Here is a 24,831-nt window from a genome sequence, read left to right as displayed (position 1 = left end):
CGCTTCACCCGAACGGGTTGATCACGGCCGCTCCCGTCTCCTCGAAGTGATTCACATTGCGGGTGACCACGGCTAGTCCATGCGTCAGTGCGGTGGCCGCGATGAGCCCGTCCGCCATGTCGATCGAATGAATGCTGATGCGGGCCCACGCCCGGACGATCTCGGTGGTGACGGGCAAGATCCGATCGCCGTGCCGGGTCTCGATATCGGCGATCGCCTGCTCGAAGAGCTGCGCCCGCGCTGTCCCGCCCCGATGGCGCAGAAACGCGACGCCTCGGCGCAGCTCACCGACGGTGACGACGCTGAGCCACTGGTCGGCCAGGCGGGCCTTGCTCAACCAGTCGAGAACCGCAGGTGCGGGCTTCGGGCGCATGATTTCGGACAGCACGTTGGTGTCGAGGAGGTAACTCACGACTCCGCCTCGCTAGCGCTCGGCTCCGTCGTGCGCTCCGGCGCGCTGTGTTTTCGGTTCGCTCGCTGGCGCTCCCGCACGACTACCCGGCCGCATCGTCGAACAGGTCGACGTCGCGCGGCATGCTGTGCTGTCGCGCGCTCTCGACTTCGTCGAGTACGTCGGCTACGTCGTCGCCGAGACCCGAGAACGTCACCAGGAGATGGTCGACGAAGCTGATGTCCGGTCGGGTCAGCTTGCGGTACTCGTTGATATCGAGGACTACCGCCACCGCGTCACCGTGGCGGGTGATGGTCTGTGGCCCGTCCGATTCCGCCGCGCGCAATACCTCGGAGAATCGTTGCTTGGCCTCCTGAACTTGCCATTGCACCGTCTCTGCCTCCTGGTCTGGCTGAAGTGTCCCCGCCTGGACAGTCTAGACAGACCGGATCGGGTATGTCGACCCTTGGGATGCGGCCGTCGGGGGTCTACAGTGCGACTGCTGACCGAGCGGGCCTGCCGACCGCGAAAAGGGTTCGGTACCAGGGGAATTGGACAAGAATTGCCGCGCGTGGGATGCTGCGGATGTCTCGCAGCCGCGGGACTATCCAAGAATATCGTCAGCGCCAGGTAGGTCGGTGGAGCGCGTTGGCGTGCTCGTCGGTGACGGGCACGGCCGACCCCTGCCTTGTGGTTGTGCTGTGTTCGAGACCGGCGATGTCTCGAAAGGACGCAGTATGCACACCGACCCCTTCGACCTTGCCGACAACGATTACGTGCCCGATGCGGCACGCGATTCGGCGGCCGTCGTCGAAGCGTTTTCCGACCACCTCGCAGCGGGGTTGCCAGATGCGGACCTGCCCGAGGACCTGATCGCCGATATGCGCGGGGAACTCGCGGAGTTGGAAGCCGCCGACGCGCATCGATGCGTGGACGAGCCCGCGCGCTACAACCTGCGGATGACCCTGGCCCTGGTGGTCGCCTACCGGGCCTTGCGCCCTCGGCTCGGCCGCGACGCCACCATTGCTGCGCTGCGCAGTGCGTTCGTCGAACCGCTCGGCGACGCCGTTCAGGAAGCGACCCGGTCGATGCTCGATTCCGCCGACGACCCGTTCGCCGCCATGGTCGCGGTGTCGAAGTCGCGCGAGGAACACGCGTTCGGCGCGGGATTCACCTTCGAGCGACCTGCGGACGACCATCAGCGGTATCACGTGGACGTCGTCCAGTGCTTCTATCATGATGTGCTGGTTGCGCATTCGGCGTCGGAGCTGACGCCGGTGATGTGTGAGTTCGACGCGAACTGGATCCGTGCCATCGACCCGGCGAAGCACGGATTCCGTTTCGACCGCGCCACCACCATCGGATTCGGCGGCACGCACTGCCCGTTCCATTGGGAGCGCACCGAGCGCTGATCGGTCGCTGGACGGCGGAGGCGGCGGGTTGTTGGCCGCCTCTGCCATCCGCTCTACCTGCATAGTCCTCGACCGGAAGGCATATTTGCTGACCGTCTACTAGTTGTCGAGTGGCATTGACGAGTAGTAACGTGGAAGGTTCCTCAGCTGGCGACGACGCGGCAACGAGGACTCGCCGGCCGACGTGATGCGGGGGGATCGTCCCCTTCGCGGGCAGGGAGGTGCAGGGCGATGTCCGATGATGCGATCGATCGCACGCCCGAACCCGAAATGGGTCGGCCGCAATGGGTTTCGGGGCCGGAGCCACCTCCGCCACAGCGTGAACCGTTCACTCCGGAGCCGGTTCTGGTGACCGTCGGCGATATCGGATGCACGGCGACCCGGGTGATGACACCGTCCGGGCAGCGTCCGTTGGCGGGTACCGTCTGGATTGTCACCAATCAGACCACCGTCGACCGCCGCATCCCTTCGTACGCGATCGTGCTCGCGGTGCTGCTCATGATCTTCTGTCTGCTCGGGCTGGTGTTCCTGGCCGTCAAGGAGGAGAAGATCCAGGGGTTCGTCCAGGTCAGCGTGCAAGGACCGGATTTCTACTACGCGACCCAGGTCAAGATCACCGATCGCGCCCAGGTCTTCGACACCGAACAGCGCGTCAACTACATCCGCGCATTGGTCGCCGCGTTGCCTGCCGCTTGACCTGCCGCCGATTGCCGCGAAGGTCTGCCCGGAGTTCGCGCGCGGGGAAACGCGGGTGGTCGGACACCAATTGCGACGAAGGTCGGCCCGACGTTCACGTGCGGCGGAATCACCTGTGGTCCCGTGCGCCGATCAGATTGTGTCGCCCAGTGATTCGAGCAGTACGCGCAACGTATCCGCGAGCGCAGCGCGCTGCTTCGAGCTGAGCGGACCGAGGATGCGCTCCTCGGTGGCGACGTGATCGGGTAGCGCTTCGTCGATGAGGTCGTGCCCTGCGTCGGTAAGAAAGACGCGGACCCCGCGGCCGTCGGACTCGTTGGGAGTTCGCCGCACGAGCCCCCGCTCCTCGAGCCGATCGAGTCGCTGCGTGATGGCACCGGAGGTCACCATGGCTGAGTGCATCAACTCCGTCGGGGTCAGCGAGTGCGGTGGATCGCTGCGCCGCAGGGTGGCGAGCACGTCGAAGGACGCCGCGTCGAGCCCGTGCGCGGTGAAGGTCTTGCGCAGCTCGACACCGGTGAGCTGCGTCAGCCTGGACAGCCGCCCGAGCACGGCCATCGGGGATACGTCCAGGTCGGGCCGCTGTTCCCGCCATTGCGCAAGCACCTGGTCGACGTGATCGGTCACCACCGCACTCTAGCGAATACCTCAGCGCTGAGGTATCTCGACGCGGGAATTACTCAGCGCTAAGCTAAGTTACTTAGTGCTAAGCAATCGAAACGGGCTCGGGTCCGACAGGAGGACGAATCATGCGCATCACGGTATTCGGCGCGACAGGTGACGTTGGCAGTCGAGTGGTGGCCGAGGCCTTGGCCCGCGGACACGAGGTCCTCGCCGTCATCCGCGACCCAGCCCGCGCCGCCGCCGTACCCGCCGCCGCCGAGGTCCGCATCGGTGACGCCGCCGACCTAGACGACGTCGTATCCCTCAGTCTCGGACGGGATCTCGTAATCACCGCCACCCGCCCACCCGCAGGCCGAGAACACGAGCTCCCCGAAATCACCGCCGTACTACTGAAAGCCCTGGCCCACACCGAAGTCCGCCTGCTCCTCGTCGGCGGCGCATCAACCCTGCTCGTCCCCGGCACGAACGGCGTCACACTGCACGAAACCCCCGACTTCCCAGCAGAATTGCGCCCCATAGCCCAAGCCTGCGCCGACCAACTCGCCCTCTGCCGAGCCGAAACCACCACAGACTGGACCTATCTGAGCCCCCCCGCCGACCTACGCCCCGGCCCCCGCACCGGCACCTACCAGTCAGGCACGAACGAACTCCTCGTTCGACCCGATGGCGAATCAACGATCTCCATGGAGGATTTCGCCGTCGCCCTGCTGGATGAAGCCGAAAACCCCACCCACCGGCGCACTCGATTCACCGTCGCCGCAACCTAGAAAATCACAACGGATTCGATATCGGACGAGACACGCGTCGGCCGGTACCGCAACGATGGGTGACATGCGCGAGAATCGGATCGCACGACCAGCGTCTGCGTTGCTGTTGATGTCAGCGGTGGTGGGGTGCTCGCCGGTAGAGGGACCATCGATCGTGCCGAGCACGGCACCGCCTGTCACCTCTTATCTCAACTCGAGCAGTGTCATCGATCGCAACAATCCGGCAGCGGTCACCGGGGCGGCTACCGACATCTTTTTCGGCCAGGTTGTCGAGTCGATCGGATCTACCGAACGGCGGGGACAGCTGGAGTCGCAGTTCTCGATCGAGGTCAGTGAGCGGTTGAAGGGCGACGCTGCGGGAAGGGTCACCGTCAATCAGCGGGGTGGCCGCAAAGACAGGACTGTTGTCGTCGAATCTGGGGACGAACTGCTCGTGCTGGGCCAGTCGTATCTGATCGCGGCGCGGTTCAGCAAAGATGAGGACTGGTACACGTTGATTCCGGTGGCTGGAGATATCCCCGTCACGGGCAACGGCTCTCCGCGTGCCAAGGTGAACCGGCCGCCCGAGAATCGGGACGAGGTGCGCAATCGGATGAAGGATGCGATCGCGCGCGAAATTCCGTTCACGCCATCGGGAGCAACCGGAACAGCTCCGTCGAAAACCCCTGTGCCATCGAGGACTTCGCCCCCGCCGAGCCCGAGCGCGCCGCCGCAGACGCCATCTCCCGGCAGTCCGCCCCGTCCGACGTCCTGACCGCTACTCGATACCGAACAGGTCGGCGGCGTTCTGGTAGCAGACTCGGCGTAGCCAGTCGTCGCCGAGGTCGAGGCGAACCAGCGCGTCGATGGCGTGGTCATAGGTGTAGGGGATGTTGGGGAAGTCGCTGCCGAACAGGATTCGGTCGCCGAAAGCGAGCAGCCGGGTGCATTCGTGGGTGGGGAAGGGGTCGGCCTCTTCGAAGAAGTCGGTGAAGGTCATGGTGGTGTCGAAGCGGAGGTCTGGATATTCGTCGGCCAAGTCGAGGAATTCGGTGTACTCGGGGGCACCCATGTGCGCGACGATCAAAGGTAGGCGCGGGAAACGGCGTAGGAGCGCGGCGATGGGTTTCGGGCCCGTGAATTCGCCTGCCACCGGCCCGGACCCGCAATGGATCACCACCGGAATGCTCGTATCCTGGATCAGCGCCCAGACGGGGTCGAGCAGTGGGTCGCGGGGGTCGAAGCGGCCGACCTGGATGTGCACTTTGAACAGCTGGGCGCCGCGTCGGATCGCCTCCGCCACATAGGTTTCGGCGCTCGGCTCGGGATAGAAGGTCGAGGTGTGCAGGCAGTCGGGGGTGCGCTCGGCGAACTCGGCGGTCCACTCGTTCAGCCAGGCTGCCATCTCGGGCTTGTGCGGGTAGACGAGGGCGCTGAAGGCGCGAACACCGAAGCCGCGCAACGTCTTCAGCCGGACTTCTTCGTCGGCTCGGTAGGCGATCGGCCAGGCGCGGGCGGTGAGTGGACCGGCCGAGTCGAAGTAGGCCCATACCTTCCGCATCACCGGTTCCGGCATGAAATGTGTGTGCACGTCGATGATTCCGGGGAGGCCGAGCCGGTGGCGGAAGTCGGCGAGGTAGGTGTTGTCGTCTTGATCGCCGGTCACGGCTTCTCCTGTCATTCGGGTGCTCCCGCCTCGTGCGGGTACAGCACCCGCGCGAAGTCGCCGATCCGGCTGATCAGCCGGTCGAAGAACAACTCCTGATCGGTGCCGATCACAATGTCCGCGTTGGGTTCTCGACCCCACATGCCCGCCCAGTCGGCCACCGTGGTCGCGCGGGTCAGCGTCCCCGCGAGCTCGACGTCGACCGTCGCCGGTCGGGTGACGGCGAGGGCGGGATCCAACGCGACCGCCGCCGCGAACGGATCATGCATGTGTGCGAGGTAACCCAGGTCGTAGAGCCGGTGGAAGTCGAAATAGAACCGCACCGCGTCCGTGACATGCCGGATGATCGGATTGCTCGCCACCGATCGTGCGTCGGACAGATCGGCCTCCGAAACCGCTTCTATGGGAAGGCTGCCCGCCCGCTCGGCGAGCAGCGACAGATGCTTCGGCCGCATCTCGATGGTCTCGGTGATGTCGAGCGCGCAGACGATCGGTTTACGGTCCGGCGGCGCGGCGGAGAAGGCGTCGAAAACCTCCTTCGCCGCCTCCGGATCGACGTGCACGTTCCATTCGTTGGTGGGCGTGGTGTTACCGGGGTGGTTGAACGCACCGCCCATGATCACGAGTCGGCGCAGGAGAGTCGGCAACGCGGGCTCCAACCGGACGGCCAACGCGAGATTGGTCAGCGGCCCGGTACACAACCCGACGATCTCGCCGGGATGCGCGCGCACCAGATCAACCCACATCTGAGCGGCGGACCGCGACGAAAGCACCCGGTCCGACGCCGGCAACTCGGCATAACCCACACCCTGCGGACCATGCGTGTCCTCGGTGGTGCGCAGCGGAACCGCCAACGGCTCGACAGCGCCGAGCGTCACCTCGATCTCGGGCGCACGGCACACATCCAGCCAGGCGAGATTGTTGGCGGCCACCTGCGGCGCGGGCACGTTCCCCGCGGTCGAGGCGATCCCGACGATCTCAGCTTCGGGCGAGGCAAGCAGGTAGAGCAGCGCAAGGGAATCGTCGACCCCGGTATCAACATCCATGATGATCTTCTGCCGCACCCCACGAGACTAACGCTGCCGTTCTGCCCCGCCCCGCCCCGGCGGGCTGGACCCCGTTCACCGCCCTGCCCGCCGCGACGAGCCGACCGCGGCACTCCGCGATGAGCGCAATGTGGCGATACCCCGCGACGGGCCCGATGCGGCACCCCCGCGATGATCCGAATGTGGCAGTGCCGCGCGACGAGCCCATTGCGCCGACGTCGTGCGACGAGCCGGATGTGGCAGCGCTCTACGAGAGCCGATTGCGGCAGCGCTATGTGAGAGGCGGATGCGGCAGCGCTCTGTGCGAGCCGATTATGGCAGCCCCGCGAGAGCCGACTGCAGCAACGCCCCGTCCCGCACCCCGATCAGTGCAGCTCCTCACCGACCCCCGTGGGCAAATGCCGCAACCGCACCACCGCGACCACCGAAATAACAGCCGCCGCAACGGCAGTAACCCAAGCGGTGACCTGCATGCCATGCAGGAACGCCTCTCGCGCCGCGAGCAACACCGCCTCACCGAGCTGCCCGGGCAACTCAGCACTCGTCTGCACCGCCGCACCCAAGGTATCGCGCACCGACCGACTCGCCTCGGCAGGCAGCCCCGCGGGCAACGTGTCGGCCAGATCGCCGCGATACAGCGCGATACTGATACTGCCCAGAATCGAAATACCCAGCGCCCCACCGAGTTCCGCGCCCGTCTCGGAGACGCCCGCGGCGGCACCCGCCTGCTCCGGCGGCGCGGCACCCACGATGAGCTCGGTGGTGATGCCGTACACCGGCGCGAGACCGAGCGAGATGATCACCGAGGCGGCGACGGTGAGCGCGACGCCGCCGGTGAGCCCGACCCGCGTCATCATCAGCAACCCGACGGCCGTGATCGCCATGCCGACGCCGATCACATACGCGGGCCGAACCACCCGGATGATGAGCGGCGACATCTGCGAACCGACGATGAACGCGATACCCGAGGGTGCGAGTGCCACACCGGTGGCCAGCGCCGAAAGCCCGAGCACCAGCTGGAAATACTGGGCGACGAACAGGAAGTAGCCGAAGGCGACGAAGATGCCGACGATATTGATCAGCAAGGCGAGCCGGAACGCGCCGAGCCGGAACAGCCGCAGATCGAGCATCGGATCGGGCCTGGTCAGCTGGCGGCGCACGAACAGCACGCCGACGATCGTGCCCACGGCCAATGCCAGCAGCGCGGCGAAACCGAGCCCGTCCTGCGCGATCTTCTTCATGCCGAACACCAGCGCGATCATCGTGGCCACGCTGAGCAGCGCACTGACCGGATCGAGCTTGCCTGCCTCGGGATCACGGAACTCCGGCAGCACCTTCGGCCCGATCACCAGCAGCAACGCCATCACCGGCACGGCGAGCAGGAACACCGACCCCCACCAGAACTGTTCCAGCAGCACCCCGCCGAACAGCGGACCGACCGCGCCGCCCGCGGAGAACGCGCCGACCCACACGCCGACGGCGACCGAGCGCTGCTTGCTGTCGCGGAACATGTTGAATATCAACGACAGGGTCGACGGCGCGAGCGTCGCACCCGCGATGCCCAGCAGCGCGCGGCAGACGATCAGCAGCTCCGCGGTGGGGGCGAACGCCGCGATCACGGACACCACCGCGAACGCCGCCGCGCCGGCCAGCAGGATGCGGCGCCGTCCGATCCGATCACCGAGGGTGCCCATGGTGATCAGCAGTCCGGCCACCATGAACCCGTACACGTCGATGATCCACAGCAGTTGCGCGCTGGTCGGATGCAGATCCGCACTGAGCATCGGCACGGCGAGATGGAGCACCGTGAGGTCCATGGCGTAGACGAAGCAGGCGAGTGCGAGCACCGCAAGCCCGATCCACTCCCGCCGTCCGGCGCGTGGCCGCACCGTGTCCGAGGTCCGGTCGAGGGTGCTGTCCACGGGACGGTTTCCTTCCGTGGTGGCCGAGCGGGTCATGCCGGTTCAGACGAACACGGCACGTCTATCTCATCGGTCACCGGTAAGAAACCGCAAACGATTTTCGGTTCGCGCACGCGAACCGTGCGTGGCATGCGGGCAGTGACTACCGGGTTTTCAACGGCCAGGCCGGCCGATCCCCACCGTAGGCCGGGGCCGGCCAGTTGTACGCGGGGTACTCGGCAATGGCGGGCGTAGCCGTGATGACCTCCCCGTGCGACATCACCTCGGTGGGATCGGGCAGCGCTGCCTGCGGATGACGTGGCGTGCGGTCCGGCGCGGCGAGCAGCCAGGAAGCGGTGCGCGCCAACGAAACTCGCACATCGCGCCCGATGCCGTCGGTGGCGCGGGCGGCCAGCGCGTCGATCACGCCCGCGGCCAGCAGATATCCGGAGGCATGATCGAGGGCCTGCGCGGGCAGCGCGCTCGGCACGGCGGGCGCACCCTCGGCGATCGATATGCCCGACGCGGCCTGCACGATACTGTCGAACCCGCGCCGCCCACCCCACGGCCCGACCTCACCCCAGGCACTCACCCGGCCGTGCACCAGACCGGGCCGCATGGCGGCGATCAGCCCCGCGCGTTCCAGCGAACCGGGCCGGTATCCGGTGACCAGCACATCGGCCGAGGCCAGCAGGTCCCTGATCAACGGCAGCTGCGTCCACAGATCCACCAGCGTGGAGCGCTTGCCCTGACAGGTGTCGGCGTACTGCCACGGAATTTCTGGCAGCTGCGGCGGATCGACGCGCAGCACGTCCGCACCGAGCAGCGCCAGCGTCCGCGTCGCGACCGGCCCGGCGATCACCCGGGTCAGGTCGAGCACCCGGAGTCCGCGCAAGGGCTGGAACGGCGCGGCACCGATCGGCAATCCGGGTTCGCCACGGTCGGCGCGCGATTCGATCGCCACCACGGGCCCGGTGGCGGCCGCCCACCCTTCGGCGCTGCCCAGCCACTGCTGTTCGGTGCGCACGCGAACCGCGATCGCCCCGTGCGCGGCGGCATGATCCTCGATGTCGGCAGCGCGGCTCATCGCCATGTGCGCCACGGCGAGATCGAAGGGCGCATCGGTGGGCAGGCCCAGCGCGGTGAGCAAGCGATCACGGTGGTGCGGGTAGTTGGCGTGGGTGCGAACCCATCCGTCGAAGGTAGGGAAGAATCCGGAGAGGTCACCGAACAAGGTCGCGGGACGACCGTTGATCAGTAGTAAGCGTTCGCTACAGAAGGCGGCGGTGATACGCGCGGGGTCGATGCGATGCGCGACCGGATCGAGTCCGCGGACAACGCGGATCCGGTTCGCCGCGGCGATGAGCGCGGCGACCGACCCGGCAGCCAGCGACCAGACCGGCAGTGTCGCAGCCAGATTGCTGCCGGGATCGGGAGCGGGCGTAATGGCAGAGGGGGTGACACCGATTCCGGCTTCGTAGTCGTGGACCAGCCGTGTGTGCGCGTTCACGCGAAAGAGCGTAATAGTTCCGTCTGAGAAGGAGATTTACGTGGGCCGAACAATCGAGTCCGGCGAGTGGCTGCGGATCCTGCGATCCGAGGCGACTCCCCGGCACCACCTGCTGTGTTTCCCGCCGGGCGGCGGTCCGGCGACCGCGTATCGGGAGTTGGCGCAGCACTTCGGGGCGGGCATCGCCGTTGTCGCGGTGCAGTATCCGGGTCGGCAGGACCGGCTCGGCGAGGCGCCGATCACCGACCTCGCGGAGCTCGCCGACCGGATTGCTGAAGAAGTGCTGCGGCACGGAATCATCGACCGGCTCGCGTTATTCGGCCACAGCATGGGGGCCAGCGTCGCGTTCGAAACCGCGCGACGTCTGGAGCGCAGGGGGCAGCCGGTGACGACGCTGTTCGCATCCGGCCGTCCCGCACCGAGTTTCGTGGAGACCCAGCGCGTGCACCTCGGCACCGACGCGGAACTGATCGGGCAGCTGGAGCGGCTGGCCGCCGATCCCGCGCCGATCCAAATGCTGCGTGACGAACCGAGTCTCGCGGAATTGGTGCTGCCCGCGGTGCGCGGCGACTACCAGGCCGTCGAGACGTACCGGTACACCCCGGGCGACCCGCTGACCGCCGATATCGCCGCCCTCGTCAGTACCGAGGACCCCACGATGACACCCGAGCAGGCCGACGAGTGGCGCGACTTCACCACCGGAACCTTCGACCGCGCAACGTTTTCCGGCGGTCACTTCTATCTGGACGAACGCCCCGCCGAGGTGGCCGAGGTGGTCGCGGAACACCTCGCGCGCGACCGAACGCGCGCATGAAAACTATTCCGGCCCAGACTGTTTCACGCGTGTCACTAGTGGGATGCCTGCAGGCGGGTGGCCGACCCGGCTGCCCGCCGCCGCAGCCATCCGTACCCCACCCAGGACACCGCGACACACACCGCGACCAGCACCCGCACGGTCGCGAGCGCGCTCTCCGGATAGATCACCCCGGTGAGGTAATGGTCGATGAACCCGCTCGACGGCAGTCCGGCGTCGCCTGCCTTGTGCCGCGCCCAGTTCTCCGCATGGGTGAGCGGGCAGTCGAGCCCGAACAAGATCGTGCTGAACCCCCACCCGAACGCGATCAGGTGCAGGAAGATACTGCGCGGCCAGCGCCATGCGAGGAACCCGCCGACAACCACATACGCCACGAACACGAAATGCGCCGCGGCGGTGACATCGGCCAGCAACCGGTACAACACTCCACCAGCCTAGCCATCGACCCGCGATCCGCGCCGGGGTCACCAGGGCGAGGGGCGGTAATCCTTCAGGAAGCAGCCGTACAGATCGGTGCCGTTCTCGCCCTGGACAATCGGGTCGTAGACGCGTGCGGCACCGTCGACGAGGTCGAGGGGCGCGTGGAAGCCCTCCTCGGCGAGCCGGACCTTCGTGTAGTGCGGCCGCTCGTCGGTGATCCAGCCGGTGTCGACGGCGGTCATCAGAATGCCGTCGGCTTCGAGCATCTCGCCGGCGCTGGTGCGGGTCAGCATGTTCAGCGCGGCCTTGGCCATGTTGGTGTGCGGGTGGCCGGGTCCCTTGTAGGCGCGGGCGAACTGGCCTTCCATCGCTGACACGTTCACGATGTACTTGCGCCGCGCAGCGGACGCGGCCATAGCCGGGCGCAGCCGGGAGACCAGGATGAACGGCGCGACCGAATTGCACAGCTGCACTTCGAGCAGTTCGGTCGGGTCCACCTCGGCGACTGTCTGCACCCAACTGTTGGTGTGCGCCAGATCCGGCACCAGGCCACCGGCGTCGATCGCCACGCCACGCGAAATGCGTTCGGGCGTGGCCGATCCCGCGACCAGCGCGAGCTCGGCGACGTCGGCGGCGGTCAGCGTCGGGGTGAGCGAGGCGGTGAGCGCGGTGGGATGCGCCTGCATCGTCTTGCCGAACGTCACCACGTCGGGCAGCGCGCCCGCAGGCAGTGGACCGGACTCGGCGTCGACCAGCGCGCTGTAGGCGCCGGGGGAGCGGCGCACGGTCTGGGCGGCATTGTTGATCAGGATGTCGAGCGGGCCCTGCGCCGCGACATCGTCGGCGAGGGCGACCACCTGGGCCGGATCGCGCAGATCGATGCCGACCACGCGCAACCGGTGCAGCCAGTCCGCGCTGTCGTCCATCGCGGCGAAGCGGCGGATGGCGTCGTTCGGGAAACGTGTGGTGATGGTGGTGTGCGCGCCGTCGCGCAGCAGCCGCAACGCGATGTACATGCCGATCTTGGCGCGGCCGCCGGTGAGCAGCGCGCGGCGACCGGTCAGATCGGCACGGGCGTCCCGCTTGCTGTGACTGCTCGCCGCGCACTCGGGGCACAGCTGGTGATAGAACGCGTCGACCTGCGTGTACGACTGCTTGCAGATGTAGCAGGGCCGCGCACGGAGCAGCGTGCCCGCACTCGCGCCGCGGGCGTTGGAGGCCAGCGGGATGCCGGCGGTCTCGTCGTCGATCCGCTGCGGCGAGCCGGTGGCCGTCGCGGCGATCACCTCGCGGTCGGCCTGCGCCACCGCCGTCCTGGCCTCGATCCGGCGCCGCTGCTTGAGCTTCTTGAACATGTGGCCGACCGCGCGCTGCACCGCCACCGAGTCGGGATGCTCCTTTTCCAGCTGCCCGGCCTGGTCCAGTACCCGCAGACAGGTCGCGAGCTCGTCCGGATCAATCATGCTTTCGGCCATCGGTGGTACAGGCATCCTTCGGTGAGCTGGGAAATCGACCCGACCATTGTCGCAAACCCCACCACCCGGCTACCGCGCGGTCACCTACGCGCGCAGCAGCACCATGGTCGAGGCAGCGGTCCCCTTCAGCAACTCGATGACGGCGGCCACCGTGAGATCGGTGTTCGGGTTGAGCGAGGGCGGGTGCAGCCAGCTGATCTCATAGGTGGTCCAGCCCTCACGGACGGCGACGGTGACGCCCGTGTTCGGGCCGTGCTCGGACTGCTTCCGGACGACGTAGGCCTCGTCACCGAGACCATCGATCTTCGTGACGTCATCGTCCTCGGTGAGTTCGGATTTGTTCCAGGTCTCGAAGCGGGCGGTGAATTCTGGACCGGGGTCGGTCTGCTTGTGCACGGCGGCGCCGGCCTTGAGCGTGGTGTCCTTGGACCGCTCCCGGGACCCCGGCGGGGCGAGGCGAATCGTGCAGGTCATCGAGTCGACGGCGTTGTGCAGCAGGGTCTGATGCAGCGGATACTTCGGCCCGGTCGAACTCGACGGCGCCAAGACGAAGCCGGAGTTCGTGTAGGGCGCGGTGTCGGTGATCGCGCACAGATTGTCGACGTAGTGATAGCCCCGCAGATCGGGCACCGGGTCGGCGTGGCGGTCGCTGTCGGCGACACCGAGCACGCCGACGATCACCAGCGTCGAGACCCCCACCACGGCGCCGAGCGTGCGTAGTCGGTTGCCGCCGGGCTGTTTCCAGCGCCCGAGCGGTTGCGGCGGCACCCGGCCGTCCGGGTACGGCCGCATCGGTCCGATCGGCGCCAACGGCTGATGCAGCCAGCCGGCGTTGCTGAGGCGAGGACCCTGACCCGCCGGTCCCGTCATGGGGGCGAAAGTATCACTTCGCCGTCGGCGCCGCCGGTCGTTCGGTCAGGCCTGTTCGGCGCGCAGATCGGCCGCCTCGCCGCCGCGGCCGCAGCTGTCCGCGCGGGCGGCGAGCCGGGTGCGCAATTCGGCGGGGATCTCCGCACGGACCTCGATCAGACCGGCCCACACCACATCTGGCGTCTCCGGCGTCAATGCGGCGAGGAACTCGTCGAGATCATCCATCCCGTCGATGATGTCGAGTACTCGTGCGCGGCCGTCGACGTCCTGGGCGAGCGCGACATCCACCAGCGTGTCGATGTTGTCGCTGCGCATGGCCGTGAGCACGGCGGCGAGTAGCTGCTCCCTGGTGAGATCGCCGAGGCACGAGGCGAGGATCGGGGTCGCGGAGTCGGGCAGCGCATCCACCAAAGGCAGTGCCTGGGACCAGAGTTCGTGCTCGGCGGTGGTGGCGATCACCGCGCGCAGCACCGCCGGGTCACGCATGATCGGTAGGCCGGCCATCCGGCGACGGTCGGTATCGGTCATGGCGAGCGCGATCGGCAGCATGGCGTCCCACAGCTTCGCCGAATCCGCCTGGGTGACAAGGTCGCCGAGTTCCTCGTCGGATTTGTCGGCCAGGCGCGCGGCCAGCACCGCGAGTTGTGCCGGCTGCAAGTGCACCGCGAGCGGCAGCAGGTCGAGCCAGAACCCTTTGCTCAGTGCGGCATTCATGATCGAGGCGAGCACCGATTCCTCCTGTACCGCGGGCCGCTCCGCGAAGACGCGCAGGCTGTCGGCGTTCATCGCGCTGGTGATCGGCAACAGCGATTCCCAGGCGTCCAGTGCTCGCACCGTCTCGATCAGGCCGTCGAGCACCTCGCCGCCGAGCCCGGCCGCGATATCGCCGAGCGCGGCCCGATTCTCCGGGCCGACGCTGTCGAGCAGGTCGAGGCCCTCGGCCCACAGATCCTGTTCGTGCGCGGCCCGGATGACGCCGGCCAGCCGGTCGGTGACCAGGCCCATCAGCCGGTCGACGGCCGACTTGTCCTCCATCAGAAAGCCGATGCGCAGCAGATCGGCGTCGCCCATCGCGGGCACCGCGGCGCGCATCGATTCCTCCGGCACCACGCCGACGAAACGACTCATGGTGACGTGATCGTCGCGGCGCAGCAACTCCCGCGCCACCTCGACCACCAGCCGGGGCGGCACCGCGGCGATGATGTCGGCGGTGCGCCGCGGATCGAGCTGGACCGCGGTCTCGGCCAGAAACCGCGCGGGCAGCGCCTTGGCGATATCGACCGCGCGCGACGGTTCGACCGAGCCCGCGACGGCCGCGCACAGCACCGGACCGAACGCGCGCTCGGCGGCCTTGGCGCTGATCGCGGTCGGTACCAACTTCGTCGCGGCGGCAACGCGTTTCATGCGTGCGGCGTCACCGTCGAAGAGCAGATCGGTGGCTCGCTCGCGGAAAGCCCGAATGGCTTCTGGCGAAAGCTCATTGAGGAAGTCGAGCTGCGCCGGATCGGAAATATCGAGCAGGCGGGCGAGTTTCGTGGTCTCCGCCCGGGCCATCAGTGGGGTACTCATAAACCCAGCGCTCTTTTCACGGTCGGCCGCATCAGCCGGGGAATGAGCTGGAGCGAGGATTCGACCGCAGCGCCGAGGCGCTCGCCGCGGGCGGCCACCGCGTTGCGCAGCAGGCGGTCGAGTTCATCGAGGTCGGAGTCGGTGAGCCGGTCGAATTCGTCGGGCAGTGGTGCGCCGAGGGTTCGGCTCAGGGCTGCGTCCGGCATGAGATCTCCGTATCGGTGTCGAGTTGTCGAAAGAGGTCAGCTGCTGCGCGGAGTGATCGCCGCTCGATCGGCGCGCATGTCGTCCACGAAATTCGCGATCGCCTCGGCGACCAGCAGCGGCTCGGTGACCGGCAGCCAATGATCGGCCGGGACCGCACAGCGCCACAGCCGGTCCACCCAGCGGGTCGAGGTGTCGTAGAGGGCGGCGGGCACGAACGGGTCGGTGCTGTCGACGAGCAACTGCACCGGCACCGCGGTGCGCCGCACCCGCGGCCGTCGCAGATGATGCAGCAGGTTGGCCTGCGCGATCCGCCCGCCCGCCAGCAGATCCGTGCGCCAGGTGCGCGCGATCCGGGCGGGCACGGGGGAGAGCCCACCGAGCTGTTCCAGCAGCAGCGTGCGGATGCGCGGCGGGTAGAGCCTGCGCGCCACCGGAACCGGGCTGAGCGTCCCACGGGCGTTACGCAACCACCAGCCGAGATCGCCGGCCCGCAGCTTGGCCTGCGGTGCGACGGCCCGCAACCACAGACCGAGATGGTCGAGGTTGGGGCCGGAAATGGCGGTGAACGAGGCGATTCGGGTGTTCGCCCGCGGATCGCACACCGCTTCCCATAGCTGCACCGCACCCCAGCCGTGCCCGCACGTATGCACCGGTCGCTTCGGGCTCGCCGCGTCGATCACCGCGTAGAAGTCGTCCGCGAGCCGGTCGAGCCGGAAGTCTTCGAGCAGCGCGGGGCTGGTCGAGCGGCCGTGGCCGCGCACGTCGTAGGTGATCACGCGGAAGCCGTCGGTGAGCAGGGCGGCCACCGTGGCCCACACGCGGTGGGTATCGGTGAGACCGTGCACCAGGACCAAGGGCAGGGCAGCGGGGTCGCCCCACTCGAAGACCGCGAGTTCGGCGCCGTCGGCGGTCACCGTCCACTGCCGGTCCGGGCGGGGGGTGTCGGTGTCGGTGTCGAGCAGGTTGGTCATGTCGTTGCCTCGTTCGGTGCGAGCGGCCGGCCGTGCACGCACTTCGTCGGTGGGGTGGCTCGAAATCGGCTTCCCGTACCGCTAGTACGTTTTCCGATACTGACAGTACGAAGAAAACTCCGGCAACGGGAGACCTAGCCGCAGACTATGGCGTAGCTCACGCTGATAACCGTACCGGCGGTACGTGTATGCTGCGGTCGTGCCCCGTCCCAGCGTTCGTTCGTCGCCGACCTCCCGCGCGGAGATCGTCGATGCCGCGATCCGGGTGATCGACCGGGACGGGCCGCGGCCGAGCATGGACGACATCGCCAGGGAAGCGGGCATCACCAAGCCCCGCCTGTATCGGCAGTTCGCCGACAAGGCCGATCTCTACACTGAGATCGGCAACCGGATGGCCAAGGCCGCCGCGGCCGCCGCGGGCAACGATCTGACGCTCATGCTGCAACCCCCGCGAACCGCACTGCGGCGGGTGCTCACCGGATACGCCGACAGCATTCTCCAGCATCCCAACGTTTTTCGCTTCCTGGGCCAGGCGCAGGTGACCCAGCAGGCCGACGGCACGGTGCTGCAATTCGATCTCGGGCGCGCGGCCTCGGACCGTTTTGCCAGGCAGGCCCGCGACATCGCCGAGTCCATCCCGATCGACACCGCGGGCATCGACTATCTGTCCCGCGCGGTGGTCGGTGTGGTCGTCGCGATCACCGACCTGTGGCTGGCCGACTCGGTGGTGCCGCACCCGGACCGGACCGCCGAATTCATCGATCAGGCCACCGAGTTCGTCTGGGGCCTGATCGACGGTTTCCTGCGCAGGCAGGGCATTTCCGCCGATCCGGAGACACCGATCTTCACCTCGCTCGCCGCCGTGAATCAGGCGCAGCAGCCCGCAAGCTGACCGCTTTCCGATAACCCATCGCACCGGGTCGAATCAACGCGTGCCCGCTTTGTTGACACGCTGCCAATAGTGCGAGAATCTGATGGCGAGTGACCGGCACCGAGGCCGGAGAGCAGCGAGCAAAGGATCCGATGATGGCACGCGCCGCATGGAGTGACGACGAGGTCGAGGCGGTACGCGACCTGGCGAAGGCGTTCTTCGAGAAGGAGGTCGTCCCGCACGAGGAGAAGTTCGTCGCGCAGGGCCACCCCGACCGCGCGCTGTACAACCGGGCCGGCGAGCTCGGCCTGCTGTGCACCGCCATTCCCACCGAATTCGGTGGTGGCGGCGGCACCTTCGCGCACGAGGCCGCGATCATCGAGGAACAGTCCCGCGCGGGTGACGGCTCGATGGGCATGCCGGTGCACACCTCGATCATCGCGCCCTACCTCAAGGAATTCGGTTCCGCGGAACTGAAGCAGCGGGTGCTGCCCAAGGCGGCCAGCGGTGAAATGGTGCTGTCGATCGGCATGACCGAACCGGGCACCGGCTCCGACCTGCAGAACATCAAGACCCGCGCGATCCGCGAGGGCGACGAGTACGTCATCACCGGCTCGAAGATCTTCATCACCAACGGCTGGCTCTGCGACGGCATCATCATCGCCGCCAAAACCGACCCGACCAAGGGCGCCTCCGGCGTCTCGCTCATCTTCGCCGACGTCTCCGACGACACCCCGGGCTTCAAACGCGGCCGCATCCTGAACAAGATCGGCGGCAAGGCGCAGGACACTGCGGAGCTGTTCTTCGACGGACTGCGGGTGCCCGCCTCGAACCTGCTCGGCGAGGCGGAGGGCCTCGGCTTCTATCAAATGATGCAGATGCTGGCCCAGGAACGCCTGGTAACCGGCATCATCGCGGTCGTGATGATGGAGCAGGCCGTGCAGCTGACCATCGATTACACCAAGGGCCGCGAGGCCTTCGGCAAGCCGCTGTTCGCGATGCAGAACACCAAGTTCGAGCTCGCCGAGTGCGCCACCATCGCGAAGGTCAGCCGCACTTTCCTCGACGACTGCATCGTCAAGCATCTGCGCGGCGAACTCGACATCCCCACCGCGGCGATGTCGAAGTACTGGCTCACCGACCAGCTGGGTATCGTGGTGGACCGCTGCCTGCAACTGTTCGGCGGCTACGGCTACATGACGGAGTATCCGATTTCGCAGCTCTACACCGGCGCCCGCGTCCTGCGCATCCTCGCGGGTAGCAACGAGGTGATGAAGGATCTCATTGCCCGGTCTCTCTGATACGACGAGCGATCCCACCGCTCGCCGGGACGACACCGACGCAGCCGCGCTGCCGCGCCGGCGTCGGCTCGAACCCGACGAGCGGCGGGCCCAGATCCTGGCCTGCGCGATCGACATGTTCGGCGAGCGGCCCTACGCGGCCGTGTCCACCGCCGAGCTGGCCCAGCGCGCCGGGGTGGCCCGCGGGCTGATCAACCACTACTTCGGCAACAAGCGCGACCTGTATCTCGCGGTGGTGCGCCGCATGGTCACCCTGCCCAAGCTGGACGACATGATCGTGCCGACCGGCACCGAGCGCGAGCGTGTCGATGCAAGTGTGCACTGGCTGCTGGATACCATCGCCGAGCACGGCAGCACCTGGGTGAAGGTGACCAGCCACGAGGGCGTCGGCGACGACCCCGAGGTGCAGCAGATCCTCGATCAGGCCGACGACGCGGCCGCCGAGCGCCTCTTGCTCATGGTCGGACTGGCCGATTCGGCACGCAGTGCGGCACTGCGCGCGATGGTCCGCGCGTACGGCGGGCTGGTGAAAGTCGCGGGGCGCGAATGGATCACCCGCGGCACGCTCACCCGCCCGCAGGTGCACGAGCTGTTGGCCGACATGCTGATGACTCTGGTCACCGAGTCGCTGCCGAAGGTGGACCGCCGGCGCTGAGCGCACGGCGGTCCGTGTTCGTTGAGTCCGGATGTATCCGGCCGGACTTCGACACAGGGCCTAGGTGAGTGGCTCCGGAGCCGCATCGCCGGGGGTGGCGGGATCCATGCTGTAGCGCACCGGCCGCCGATGTCCCGGCGCGTGGCCGAGCCTGCCGTACTTGCGTTCGAGCACCTCCTCGCGCCGATGCTCGACCAGCAGTGCGCCGATGCCGAGAATCCACAGCGCGGCCGTCGCGATCGCGCCGATCTGCGTCCAATTGCTGAAGCCGTAGCCGGCGGCGGTGAGGGTGCAGGCCAGCGCGACCATGCCGAGCGCGCAGAGAATGAGGCCGGGAACGTTGTAATTGTCGCCGAGTAGATCGCCCGCCTGGGCGTGCCACGGCCGGTTTTCGCGGTCGTCGGGGGTGGTGCTACCGAACATGGTTCCTCCTGGGGAGTCAGCGCAAGATCAGTGACACTTTCCGATCAGCATGAACCTCGAATGGCAAAACAGCCAGCAATTGGACGTTTCAGATGATGTCGCGCCGCCGTGCCCCTATTGTGGGTCGGGATATCGGGGCGGGTCCGGGCAGTCCGAGGTTCCTGCACGGTGGTTTGTGTGGAGAGGGTCCTGGCATGGCACGGGCGGATCGCCGTGAAAGTGAACGTTGGCCTGCGGCAGCGCCGGATGACAGGTGGCCGGCGGCCGAAGAAGAGCAGCAGTGGGTCGAGCCGGAGCCCGAGGAGCGTTGGCAGGAGGCGCCGCGGCGCCGGACCGGCCGGTTGCGGGTGGAGATTCCGCCCATTGTGAATCCCTATGCGATCGTCGCGCTGGTGGCCGCGCTGATCGGATTGTTTCCGGTCGCCATCGTTTTCGGGTTCATCGCGTTCTCGCATCCGCGCGGCCGGGTGATGGCGATGTTCGCGCTGCTGATCGGTGTCGCGGAGGTGACCGCCGTCGCGGGACTGGTGGTGCTGTCGGGAAACATGCTGCCGGACTCGCTGACTCGCGCGGACAAGCTGCCGACCACGGCGAGCCTGTCGGCGCCGTCGACCGCCGATCGACTACCCCCGCCGACCACCTCCGTCGCGCCGAGCACGGCGGCGACCACCACGACGGGTACGAGCACGACCGAGCCGAGCAACCTGAAAAAGGGTGCGTCGTGCACGGAGAGTCAGGTCGGCCAGATCGGCAGCGGCGCCGAGGGCGGCACGCTCATCTGTCTACTCAGTTCGGGCAGCTATCGGTGGTCGGGCCCGTTCGTGGTGTCGACGGCGATCCAGCAGGCCGGCGGCAAATGCGATGGCAGCACCGCGAAGACGGGCCGCACCGCGGACGGGCGCGCGCTGGTCTGTGAACTCTCGGGCCGCAGCGGCACCTGGGTGCTCTGGACCGAGTAGCGCTCTACTCCTCTTTCTTGGCACGACTCGGCTGAACGCGGGGCGGTTCGTTCGGCATCTTCGGATACTGCGGTGGCCATGGCGCGTCCATGAGACCCGAGGCCATATCGCGTTCCGACATTTCCAGTAGCGGGGCAATCGATTGCGGTGCGCGGTCGGCCCATGGATCACCCTTGTCGGCCAGCCGCGCGGGCACGGTGGCGATGGTCAGCTCATCCGGGACCACGGTGTCCAATTCGGACCAGTCGATCGGGGTGGAGACCTGCCCGCCGACCTTCGGGCGCACACACCACGCCCCGAACACCGTCTTGTGCGGGGCGTTCTGATTGAAGTCGACGAACACGCGGTTGCCGCGCTCCTCTTTCCACCACTGCGCGGTGATCTCCTCGGGATGGCGGCGCTCCAGCTCCCTGGCCAGCGCGACGGAGGCGGCCCGCACCTGGTAGCCATCCCAATTCGGTTCCAGCGCAACATAAATGTGCAAGCCGCGGGAGCCCGACGTCTTGATCCGCGACTCGATGCCCAACTCCGCGAACAACTCTCGGGTGAGTACGGCGGCGTGCTTGAGGTCGTCGAAGGTGATGCCGGGGGAGGGGTCGAGGTCGATGCGCAGTTCGTCGGCGATCTTCAGGTTGTCGGCCCGGTTGGGCCACACGTGAAAACCCAGGCAGCCCTGGTTCACCGCCCACAGAATGTGCGCGAGATCGTGGGCGACGAGCGCGTCGGCGGTGGTGCCGTTCGGCGTGGACACCTCGACGGTGTGCAGCCACTTCGGCGCGGTTTTCGGCACCCGCTTCTGAAACCACGACTTACCGGAGGCGCCGTCGGGATAACGCTCCAGCAGCAGCGGACGCCCGCCGACCACATTCAGGAACGGTTCGGCCACCGCCTGGTAGTAATGCACGAGATCGAGTTTCGTCTCGCCCCGCTTGGTGAAATACACCTTGTCGGGATTGCTGATGGTGACCGTCTGGCCGTCCAGCTCGATATCGACCGACTCGGTCATGACTTCGCCTCGCTATCGGCTTTCGCCGGCCCTGCCCCGTCGCCCTTTGCCGGGACCGGCGCCTCGGTATTGGATTTCGAGGCACTCGCAGGCCCTGCGTGGTCACGCTTCGCTACCGCCTCCGGGCCCTGAGCTCGTGCCTCGGTGAAGATCGCACTCAATTCGGCGGGCGGCGCCTCATCGAGCTGGGCGTAGGTGCACGATTCCGGCGTGCGGTCGGCCCGGAAGCGGACCAGCCTGCCGCCGTGGCGCAGCCGCCCGGACTGCACGTGTTCATAGCGGACCTCGGCGACCAGTTCGGTGCGCAGCGCCTCCCAGGACAGGTCCTTGCCGCCGGTCCAGCGGCTCACCCCGCCCGGCATCTTGCCGTCGGCCCTGGCCTGCGCCGCGGCGTCGGCCCATGCCCGCCACGGATGGTTTTCCAAGGCGTTTTCGCGCAGCGGTGCCAGTTCCTCGACCAGTTCCTTGCGCCGGGCTGCGGTGAAACTGCTCGCAACCCCGACGTGGTTGAGATTGCCCTCGTCGTCGAACAGGCCGAGCAGCAGCGAACCGACGCCCTCGCCGTCCTTGTGCCAGCGGAATCCGGCGACCACACAGTCGGCGGTGCGTTCGTGTTTGACCTTGAGCATCACCCGCTTGTCCTGCAGGTAGGTGAGGTCGTTGCCCTTGACCATCACCCCGTCGAAGCCGGCGCCCTCGAACCGGGTGAACCAGTCCTCGGCGACGTCGGGATCCTGGGTGATCGGCGTGAGATGCACGCGCGCGAGCGCGGTGTCCAAGATCGTTTCCAGTAGCCGCCTGCGTTCGGCGAACGGTTCCTCGGTCAGGTCCTTGTCGCCGAGGGCGAGCAGGTCGAACGCGACGAAACTGGCCGGGGTCTCCACGGCCAGCTTGTTCACCCGCGACGCGGCCGGGTGCAGCCGGTTCTGCAAAGTGTCGAAGTCGAGGCCCTGCTCGGTGACCACCACGATCTCGCCGTCGACGACGCACCGATCCGGCAGCGCCTGCTTCAGCAGCTCGGCGACCTCGGGGAAGTACCTGGTCAGCGGGCGATCGTTGCGTGAGCCGAGTTCTACCTCGTCCCCGTCGCGGAATACGATGCAGCGGAATCCGTCCCATTTGGGCTCGTAACTCAGCCCCGCCTCGCGTGGCACGCCGGACGTGGTTTTGGCCAGCATCGGCTTGACGGGCGGCATGACCGGCAGGTCCACGCGATCCTCCTCGGGTTCGTTGCTTACCCGTACCGACGCCGCGATCGCGCGAAATTCATCGGTACGGGTAGTGGCCTCGCCGATGATCGTATGCGCCGCATCCGACAAGATCATCGAACGTGCGGATGCGGCGGTTCTCGCTCAGCTGTCCAGCCAGCCATGCTGCTCGGCGAAGACGGTGAGCCGGTCGCGGATGGTGAGAATCTCGCCCGCGGTGAGCGCGGGGCTCGCGTCCAGGAGCAGCTCGGTGATCAGTCGTTTGTGTTCGCTCGCGTTGAGCTGGCCCGAGTTCGACCGATGTTTGGATTTGTGCGGTGCCGGCGGCGGGCCCGGCTGACCTGCCACCACGGTCAGATTGACGGCCTTCGGCCCACGATCACCCTCTGTCATGTCGAATTCGAACACCCGCCCCTGGCGCAACTCGTCTTCGTCCAGACCGATGTCGTTGACGTGCACGAATACGTCCGGCCCGCCATCTTCCGGTCGAATGAAACCGAATCCCCGAGAGCTGTCGAACGACACCAATTTCCCGATGGACACCAACACCCGCTCCTCGCCGCGCCGTCGCTACCCGGCCACCTTAGCCCGCGTTTTCGCTGTCGTTGGTTGAAAGCGCCTTTTGCAATGAATTGAAAACGGTGAGGCCCTGGCCGACCATTCCGTTGACGAGTTCGCTCACTCCGTCCGGCCCGTTGAGCACGGTCAGATTCGCGTTCGCCAGTCCGTTCGAGGCCTGCTTGACGATTTCCGGAAGTTGTTCGATCAACAACTGGTCCAACGCGATCCGGTTGTTCGACGCGGCCGCGGCGGCCTGGATCCTGGTGCGGTCGGCCTCCGCCTCGGCGAGGATGCGCACCCGTTCCGCTTCGGCCTGAGCGGGTTTCACCACTTCGGTCTGCAACTGCTGTTCGCGGAGTTCGGCTTCCTTGCGCGCCTGAATGGCCTGTGCGGTAAGCACTTCCTGCATCGCCATCGCCTCGGCGAGCGGACCCGACTGTGCCGCTTCGGCATTCGCCTTGTCGATGTCGCGCTGGTACTGCGCGCGCAGGATCGCGGTCTCGCGCTGGTACTCCGCCTGCCTGCGCAGCGACTCCTGCTCGGCCTGCGCGGAGAGTTGCGCCGCCTGCGACTGCGCGATCTGCGCGTCGCGCTGCACGGAGGCATTGTGCGGCGCGGCGAGCGCCTGGATGTAGCCGAGGTTGCCGTCGTCGATGGACTGGATCTGGAAGGAGTCCACCCAGAGCCCGATATTGCCCATCTCCACCTTCGAGGCCACAAGCACCTCATCGGCCAGCTTCTGGCGCTCCCGGATGATCTCCTCGACCGTCATCGAGCCGACGATCGAGCGCAGGTGACCGGAGAAGATGCGGCCGGTGAGCACCGACATCTCCTTCTCCTGTTCGGACAGGAAGCGTTGCGCCGCATTGACGATCGAGGTGGTGTCGTTGGCGACCTTGAACGCGATCACCGCGCGGACCTCGAGCTGGATGGCCTGCTTGGTGACGCAGCGCTCCTTGATCTCGGCCTCGAACATGGCCAGCGACAGGTAGCTGACCTTGCGGAACAGTGGAATCACCCAGCTGCCGCGGCCGATCACCACCTTGAACGGCGCATTGTCCTTGCTCTTGGCGCCGCTGATCAGCATCGCCTCGTCCGGGTTGGGTACGTGGTAACCCAGCACGGTTGTCTCCCTTACTGTTTCAGAACTGCTTCAGAATGGCCCGGCCGGTTCCGGCGTCAGCGGAATCCACGGCACCACATCGAGGATGCGTCCCGGATTCACCGCGATGACCAACACGGTCGCGCCCGCCGGAATTGCCTCGGCGGCGCGTGCGATGTACAGCTCTGTCCCCCCTCGAATCGCTATCAGCACCTCTGCGAGCAAGCCCGGACCCCGGATCGGCGATGTGAGCGTACCCGCCAAACCGACCACCGGGTCGCTCATCGCACCGATCTCCTCCCGCTGGCAACCAGACCGCCACACTACGTCCCGCACAGCACGTTTCGGTATCCGAACGGAGGCGGCGAACGTAACGCGATCGTTGTCATGACGGAATGCCCAGGTTGCGGGTGTCTGATCGCCGTCG

28 protein-coding genes are annotated in these 24,831 nt (G+C 67.2%); 9 read left to right on the top strand and 19 right to left on the bottom strand.

From position 1 onward, the window contains the following. Positions 1-4: 4 nt before the first annotated feature. Both IBX18_RS10835 and IBX18_RS10830 read right to left on the bottom strand, forming a co-directional pair. Positions 5-412: a type II toxin-antitoxin system VapC family toxin gene (locus tag IBX18_RS10835; protein WP_306796223.1), complete on the bottom strand. Its 408-nt coding sequence runs from the start codon at positions 410-412 to the stop codon at positions 5-7. Positions 413-494: 82 nt separating this feature from the next. Then, on the bottom strand, positions 495-782 hold the full coding sequence (locus IBX18_RS10830; RefSeq protein WP_107660439.1) for a type II toxin-antitoxin system Phd/YefM family antitoxin: 288 nt from the start codon (positions 780-782) through the stop codon (positions 495-497). A 346-nt stretch (positions 783-1,128) separates the two neighbouring features. Between IBX18_RS10830 and IBX18_RS10825 the strand changes: the two genes are divergently transcribed. Beyond that, positions 1,129-1,803, top strand: coding sequence for an L-2-amino-thiazoline-4-carboxylic acid hydrolase (locus IBX18_RS10825; RefSeq protein WP_194833546.1), 675 nt, complete (start codon positions 1,129-1,131; stop codon positions 1,801-1,803). 231 nt (positions 1,804-2,034) lie between these two features. After that, positions 2,035-2,499 (top strand): hypothetical protein, encoded by a 465-nt coding sequence (locus IBX18_RS10820; RefSeq protein ID WP_194833545.1) that lies wholly within the window; start codon positions 2,035-2,037, stop codon positions 2,497-2,499. Positions 2,500-2,631: 132 nt separating this feature from the next. Here IBX18_RS10820 and IBX18_RS10815 read toward each other — a convergent pair whose 3' ends face one another. Beyond that, the gene (locus IBX18_RS10815) at positions 2,632-3,126 is read right to left on the bottom strand and encodes a MarR family winged helix-turn-helix transcriptional regulator (RefSeq protein WP_194833544.1); all 495 of its coding nucleotides are present in this window, start codon (positions 3,124-3,126) and stop codon (positions 2,632-2,634) included. A gap of 122 nt (positions 3,127-3,248) precedes the next feature. Between IBX18_RS10815 and IBX18_RS10810 the strand changes: the two genes are divergently transcribed. Both IBX18_RS10810 and IBX18_RS10805 read left to right on the top strand, forming a co-directional pair. Then, positions 3,249-3,890 (top strand): NAD(P)-dependent oxidoreductase, encoded by a 642-nt coding sequence (locus IBX18_RS10810; RefSeq protein ID WP_194833543.1) that lies wholly within the window; start codon positions 3,249-3,251, stop codon positions 3,888-3,890. A 154-nt stretch (positions 3,891-4,044) separates the two neighbouring features. Further along, positions 4,045-4,644 (top strand): hypothetical protein, encoded by a 600-nt coding sequence (locus IBX18_RS10805; protein WP_194833542.1) that lies wholly within the window; start codon positions 4,045-4,047, stop codon positions 4,642-4,644. A gap of 3 nt (positions 4,645-4,647) precedes the next feature. Here the strand turns inward: IBX18_RS10805 and IBX18_RS10800 are convergent, their stop codons facing one another. The 4 genes from IBX18_RS10800 to IBX18_RS10785 form a co-directional block, all read right to left on the bottom strand. Beyond that, on the bottom strand, positions 4,648-5,550 hold the full coding sequence (locus IBX18_RS10800; RefSeq protein ID WP_194833541.1) for an amidohydrolase family protein: 903 nt from the start codon (positions 5,548-5,550) through the stop codon (positions 4,648-4,650). Next, on the bottom strand, positions 5,547-6,581 hold the full coding sequence (locus IBX18_RS10795) for a nucleoside hydrolase (protein ID WP_194833758.1): 1,035 nt from the start codon (positions 6,579-6,581) through the stop codon (positions 5,547-5,549). Before IBX18_RS10795 ends, IBX18_RS10800 begins: the two co-directional genes overlap by 4 nt. Positions 6,582-6,946: 365 nt before the next feature. Beyond that, positions 6,947-8,503, bottom strand: a complete 1,557-nt coding sequence (locus tag IBX18_RS10790; protein ID WP_306796221.1) for an MFS transporter — start codon at positions 8,501-8,503, stop codon at positions 6,947-6,949. Positions 8,504-8,645: 142 nt separating this feature from the next. After that, positions 8,646-9,992, bottom strand: a complete 1,347-nt coding sequence (locus IBX18_RS10785) for a CoA transferase (protein ID WP_194833539.1) — start codon at positions 9,990-9,992, stop codon at positions 8,646-8,648. Positions 9,993-10,032: 40 nt separating this feature from the next. Between IBX18_RS10785 and IBX18_RS10780 the strand changes: the two genes are divergently transcribed. Next, positions 10,033-10,806, top strand: a complete 774-nt coding sequence (locus IBX18_RS10780) for a thioesterase II family protein (protein ID WP_194833538.1) — start codon at positions 10,033-10,035, stop codon at positions 10,804-10,806. A gap of 35 nt (positions 10,807-10,841) precedes the next feature. On the opposite strand, the gene IBX18_RS10775 is transcribed toward IBX18_RS10780, so the two are convergent. The 6 genes from IBX18_RS10775 to IBX18_RS10750 all read right to left on the bottom strand — a co-directional run bounded on the left by IBX18_RS10775 (position 10,842) and on the right by IBX18_RS10750 (position 16,318). Continuing rightward, positions 10,842-11,231 carry a DUF2784 domain-containing protein gene (locus IBX18_RS10775; protein ID WP_135237214.1) on the bottom strand — a complete coding sequence of 130 codons (390 nt, stop codon included), beginning with the start codon at positions 11,229-11,231 and terminating at the stop codon, positions 10,842-10,844. Between the two features lie 39 nt (positions 11,232-11,270). Next, the gene (locus IBX18_RS10770) at positions 11,271-12,701 is read right to left on the bottom strand and encodes an SDR family NAD(P)-dependent oxidoreductase (RefSeq protein ID WP_194833537.1); all 1,431 of its coding nucleotides are present in this window, start codon (positions 12,699-12,701) and stop codon (positions 11,271-11,273) included. Positions 12,702-12,785: 84 nt separating this feature from the next. Continuing rightward, positions 12,786-13,571, bottom strand: coding sequence for a hypothetical protein (locus IBX18_RS10765; protein ID WP_194833536.1), 786 nt, complete (start codon positions 13,569-13,571; stop codon positions 12,786-12,788). A 45-nt stretch (positions 13,572-13,616) separates the two neighbouring features. Beyond that, positions 13,617-15,140, bottom strand: coding sequence for a hypothetical protein (locus IBX18_RS10760; protein ID WP_194833535.1), 1,524 nt, complete (start codon positions 15,138-15,140; stop codon positions 13,617-13,619). Then, positions 15,137-15,346, bottom strand: coding sequence for a hypothetical protein (locus IBX18_RS10755; RefSeq protein ID WP_194833534.1), 210 nt, complete (start codon positions 15,344-15,346; stop codon positions 15,137-15,139). Before IBX18_RS10755 ends, IBX18_RS10760 begins: the two co-directional genes overlap by 4 nt. Before the next feature lie 36 nt (positions 15,347-15,382). Continuing rightward, on the bottom strand, positions 15,383-16,318 hold the full coding sequence (locus IBX18_RS10750; RefSeq protein WP_194833533.1) for an alpha/beta fold hydrolase: 936 nt from the start codon (positions 16,316-16,318) through the stop codon (positions 15,383-15,385). A 199-nt stretch (positions 16,319-16,517) separates the two neighbouring features. On the opposite strand from IBX18_RS10750, the gene IBX18_RS10745 reads away from it, so the two are divergent. The 3 genes from IBX18_RS10745 (at position 16,518) to IBX18_RS10735 (ending at position 19,145) form a co-directional block, all read left to right on the top strand. Further along, entirely contained in the window at positions 16,518-17,210 is a 693-nt protein-coding gene (locus IBX18_RS10745) for a TetR/AcrR family transcriptional regulator (protein WP_306796220.1), read from the top strand. 134 nt (positions 17,211-17,344) lie between these two features. Continuing rightward, positions 17,345-18,490 (top strand): acyl-CoA dehydrogenase family protein, encoded by a 1,146-nt coding sequence (locus IBX18_RS10740; RefSeq protein WP_194833531.1) that lies wholly within the window; start codon positions 17,345-17,347, stop codon positions 18,488-18,490. Further along, positions 18,474-19,145 carry a TetR/AcrR family transcriptional regulator gene (locus IBX18_RS10735; protein ID WP_228540640.1) on the top strand — a complete coding sequence of 224 codons (672 nt, stop codon included), beginning with the start codon at positions 18,474-18,476 and terminating at the stop codon, positions 19,143-19,145. Before IBX18_RS10740 ends, IBX18_RS10735 begins: the two co-directional genes overlap by 17 nt. Before the next feature lie 60 nt (positions 19,146-19,205). On the opposite strand, the gene IBX18_RS10730 is transcribed toward IBX18_RS10735, so the two are convergent. Further along, positions 19,206-19,568 carry a hypothetical protein gene (locus tag IBX18_RS10730; protein WP_194833530.1) on the bottom strand — a complete coding sequence of 121 codons (363 nt, stop codon included), beginning with the start codon at positions 19,566-19,568 and terminating at the stop codon, positions 19,206-19,208. A 194-nt stretch (positions 19,569-19,762) separates the two neighbouring features. Here IBX18_RS10730 and IBX18_RS10725 point away from each other — a divergent pair, with 194 nt between their 5' ends. Then, positions 19,763-20,527, top strand: coding sequence for a DUF4190 domain-containing protein (locus IBX18_RS10725; protein WP_194833529.1), 765 nt, complete (start codon positions 19,763-19,765; stop codon positions 20,525-20,527). A gap of 4 nt (positions 20,528-20,531) precedes the next feature. Here IBX18_RS10725 and ligD read toward each other — a convergent pair whose 3' ends face one another. From ligD to IBX18_RS10700, 5 genes are all read right to left on the bottom strand, one after another. Further along, positions 20,532-21,533 carry a non-homologous end-joining DNA ligase gene (ligD, locus tag IBX18_RS10720; RefSeq protein WP_135237224.1) on the bottom strand — a complete coding sequence of 334 codons (1,002 nt, stop codon included), beginning with the start codon at positions 21,531-21,533 and terminating at the stop codon, positions 20,532-20,534. Next, complete coding sequence (locus tag IBX18_RS10715) at positions 21,530-22,744, bottom strand: ATP-dependent DNA ligase (protein WP_306796219.1); 1,215 nt, start codon at positions 22,742-22,744, stop codon at positions 21,530-21,532. The genes ligD and IBX18_RS10715 overlap by 4 nt, the downstream gene beginning before the upstream one ends. Positions 22,745-22,885: 141 nt before the next feature. After that, a complete protein-coding gene (locus IBX18_RS10710) occupies positions 22,886-23,284 on the bottom strand; it encodes a cold-shock protein (RefSeq protein WP_371865768.1) in 399 nt (132 codons plus the stop codon). A 40-nt stretch (positions 23,285-23,324) separates the two neighbouring features. Beyond that, positions 23,325-24,425, bottom strand: a complete 1,101-nt coding sequence (locus tag IBX18_RS10705) for a flotillin family protein (protein WP_135237226.1) — start codon at positions 24,423-24,425, stop codon at positions 23,325-23,327. A 30-nt stretch (positions 24,426-24,455) separates the two neighbouring features. Beyond that, positions 24,456-24,689 (bottom strand): hypothetical protein, encoded by a 234-nt coding sequence (locus IBX18_RS10700; RefSeq protein ID WP_194833528.1) that lies wholly within the window; start codon positions 24,687-24,689, stop codon positions 24,456-24,458. Positions 24,690-24,831: the final 142 nt, after the last annotated feature.

This window comes from Nocardia sp. XZ_19_369 (assembly GCF_015355715.1).
Taxonomy (GTDB): Bacteria; Actinomycetota; Actinomycetes; order Mycobacteriales; family Mycobacteriaceae; genus Nocardia.
Note: the sequence above shows the minus strand (reverse complement) of the source record. Positions and strands in the feature narration are given on the sequence as shown.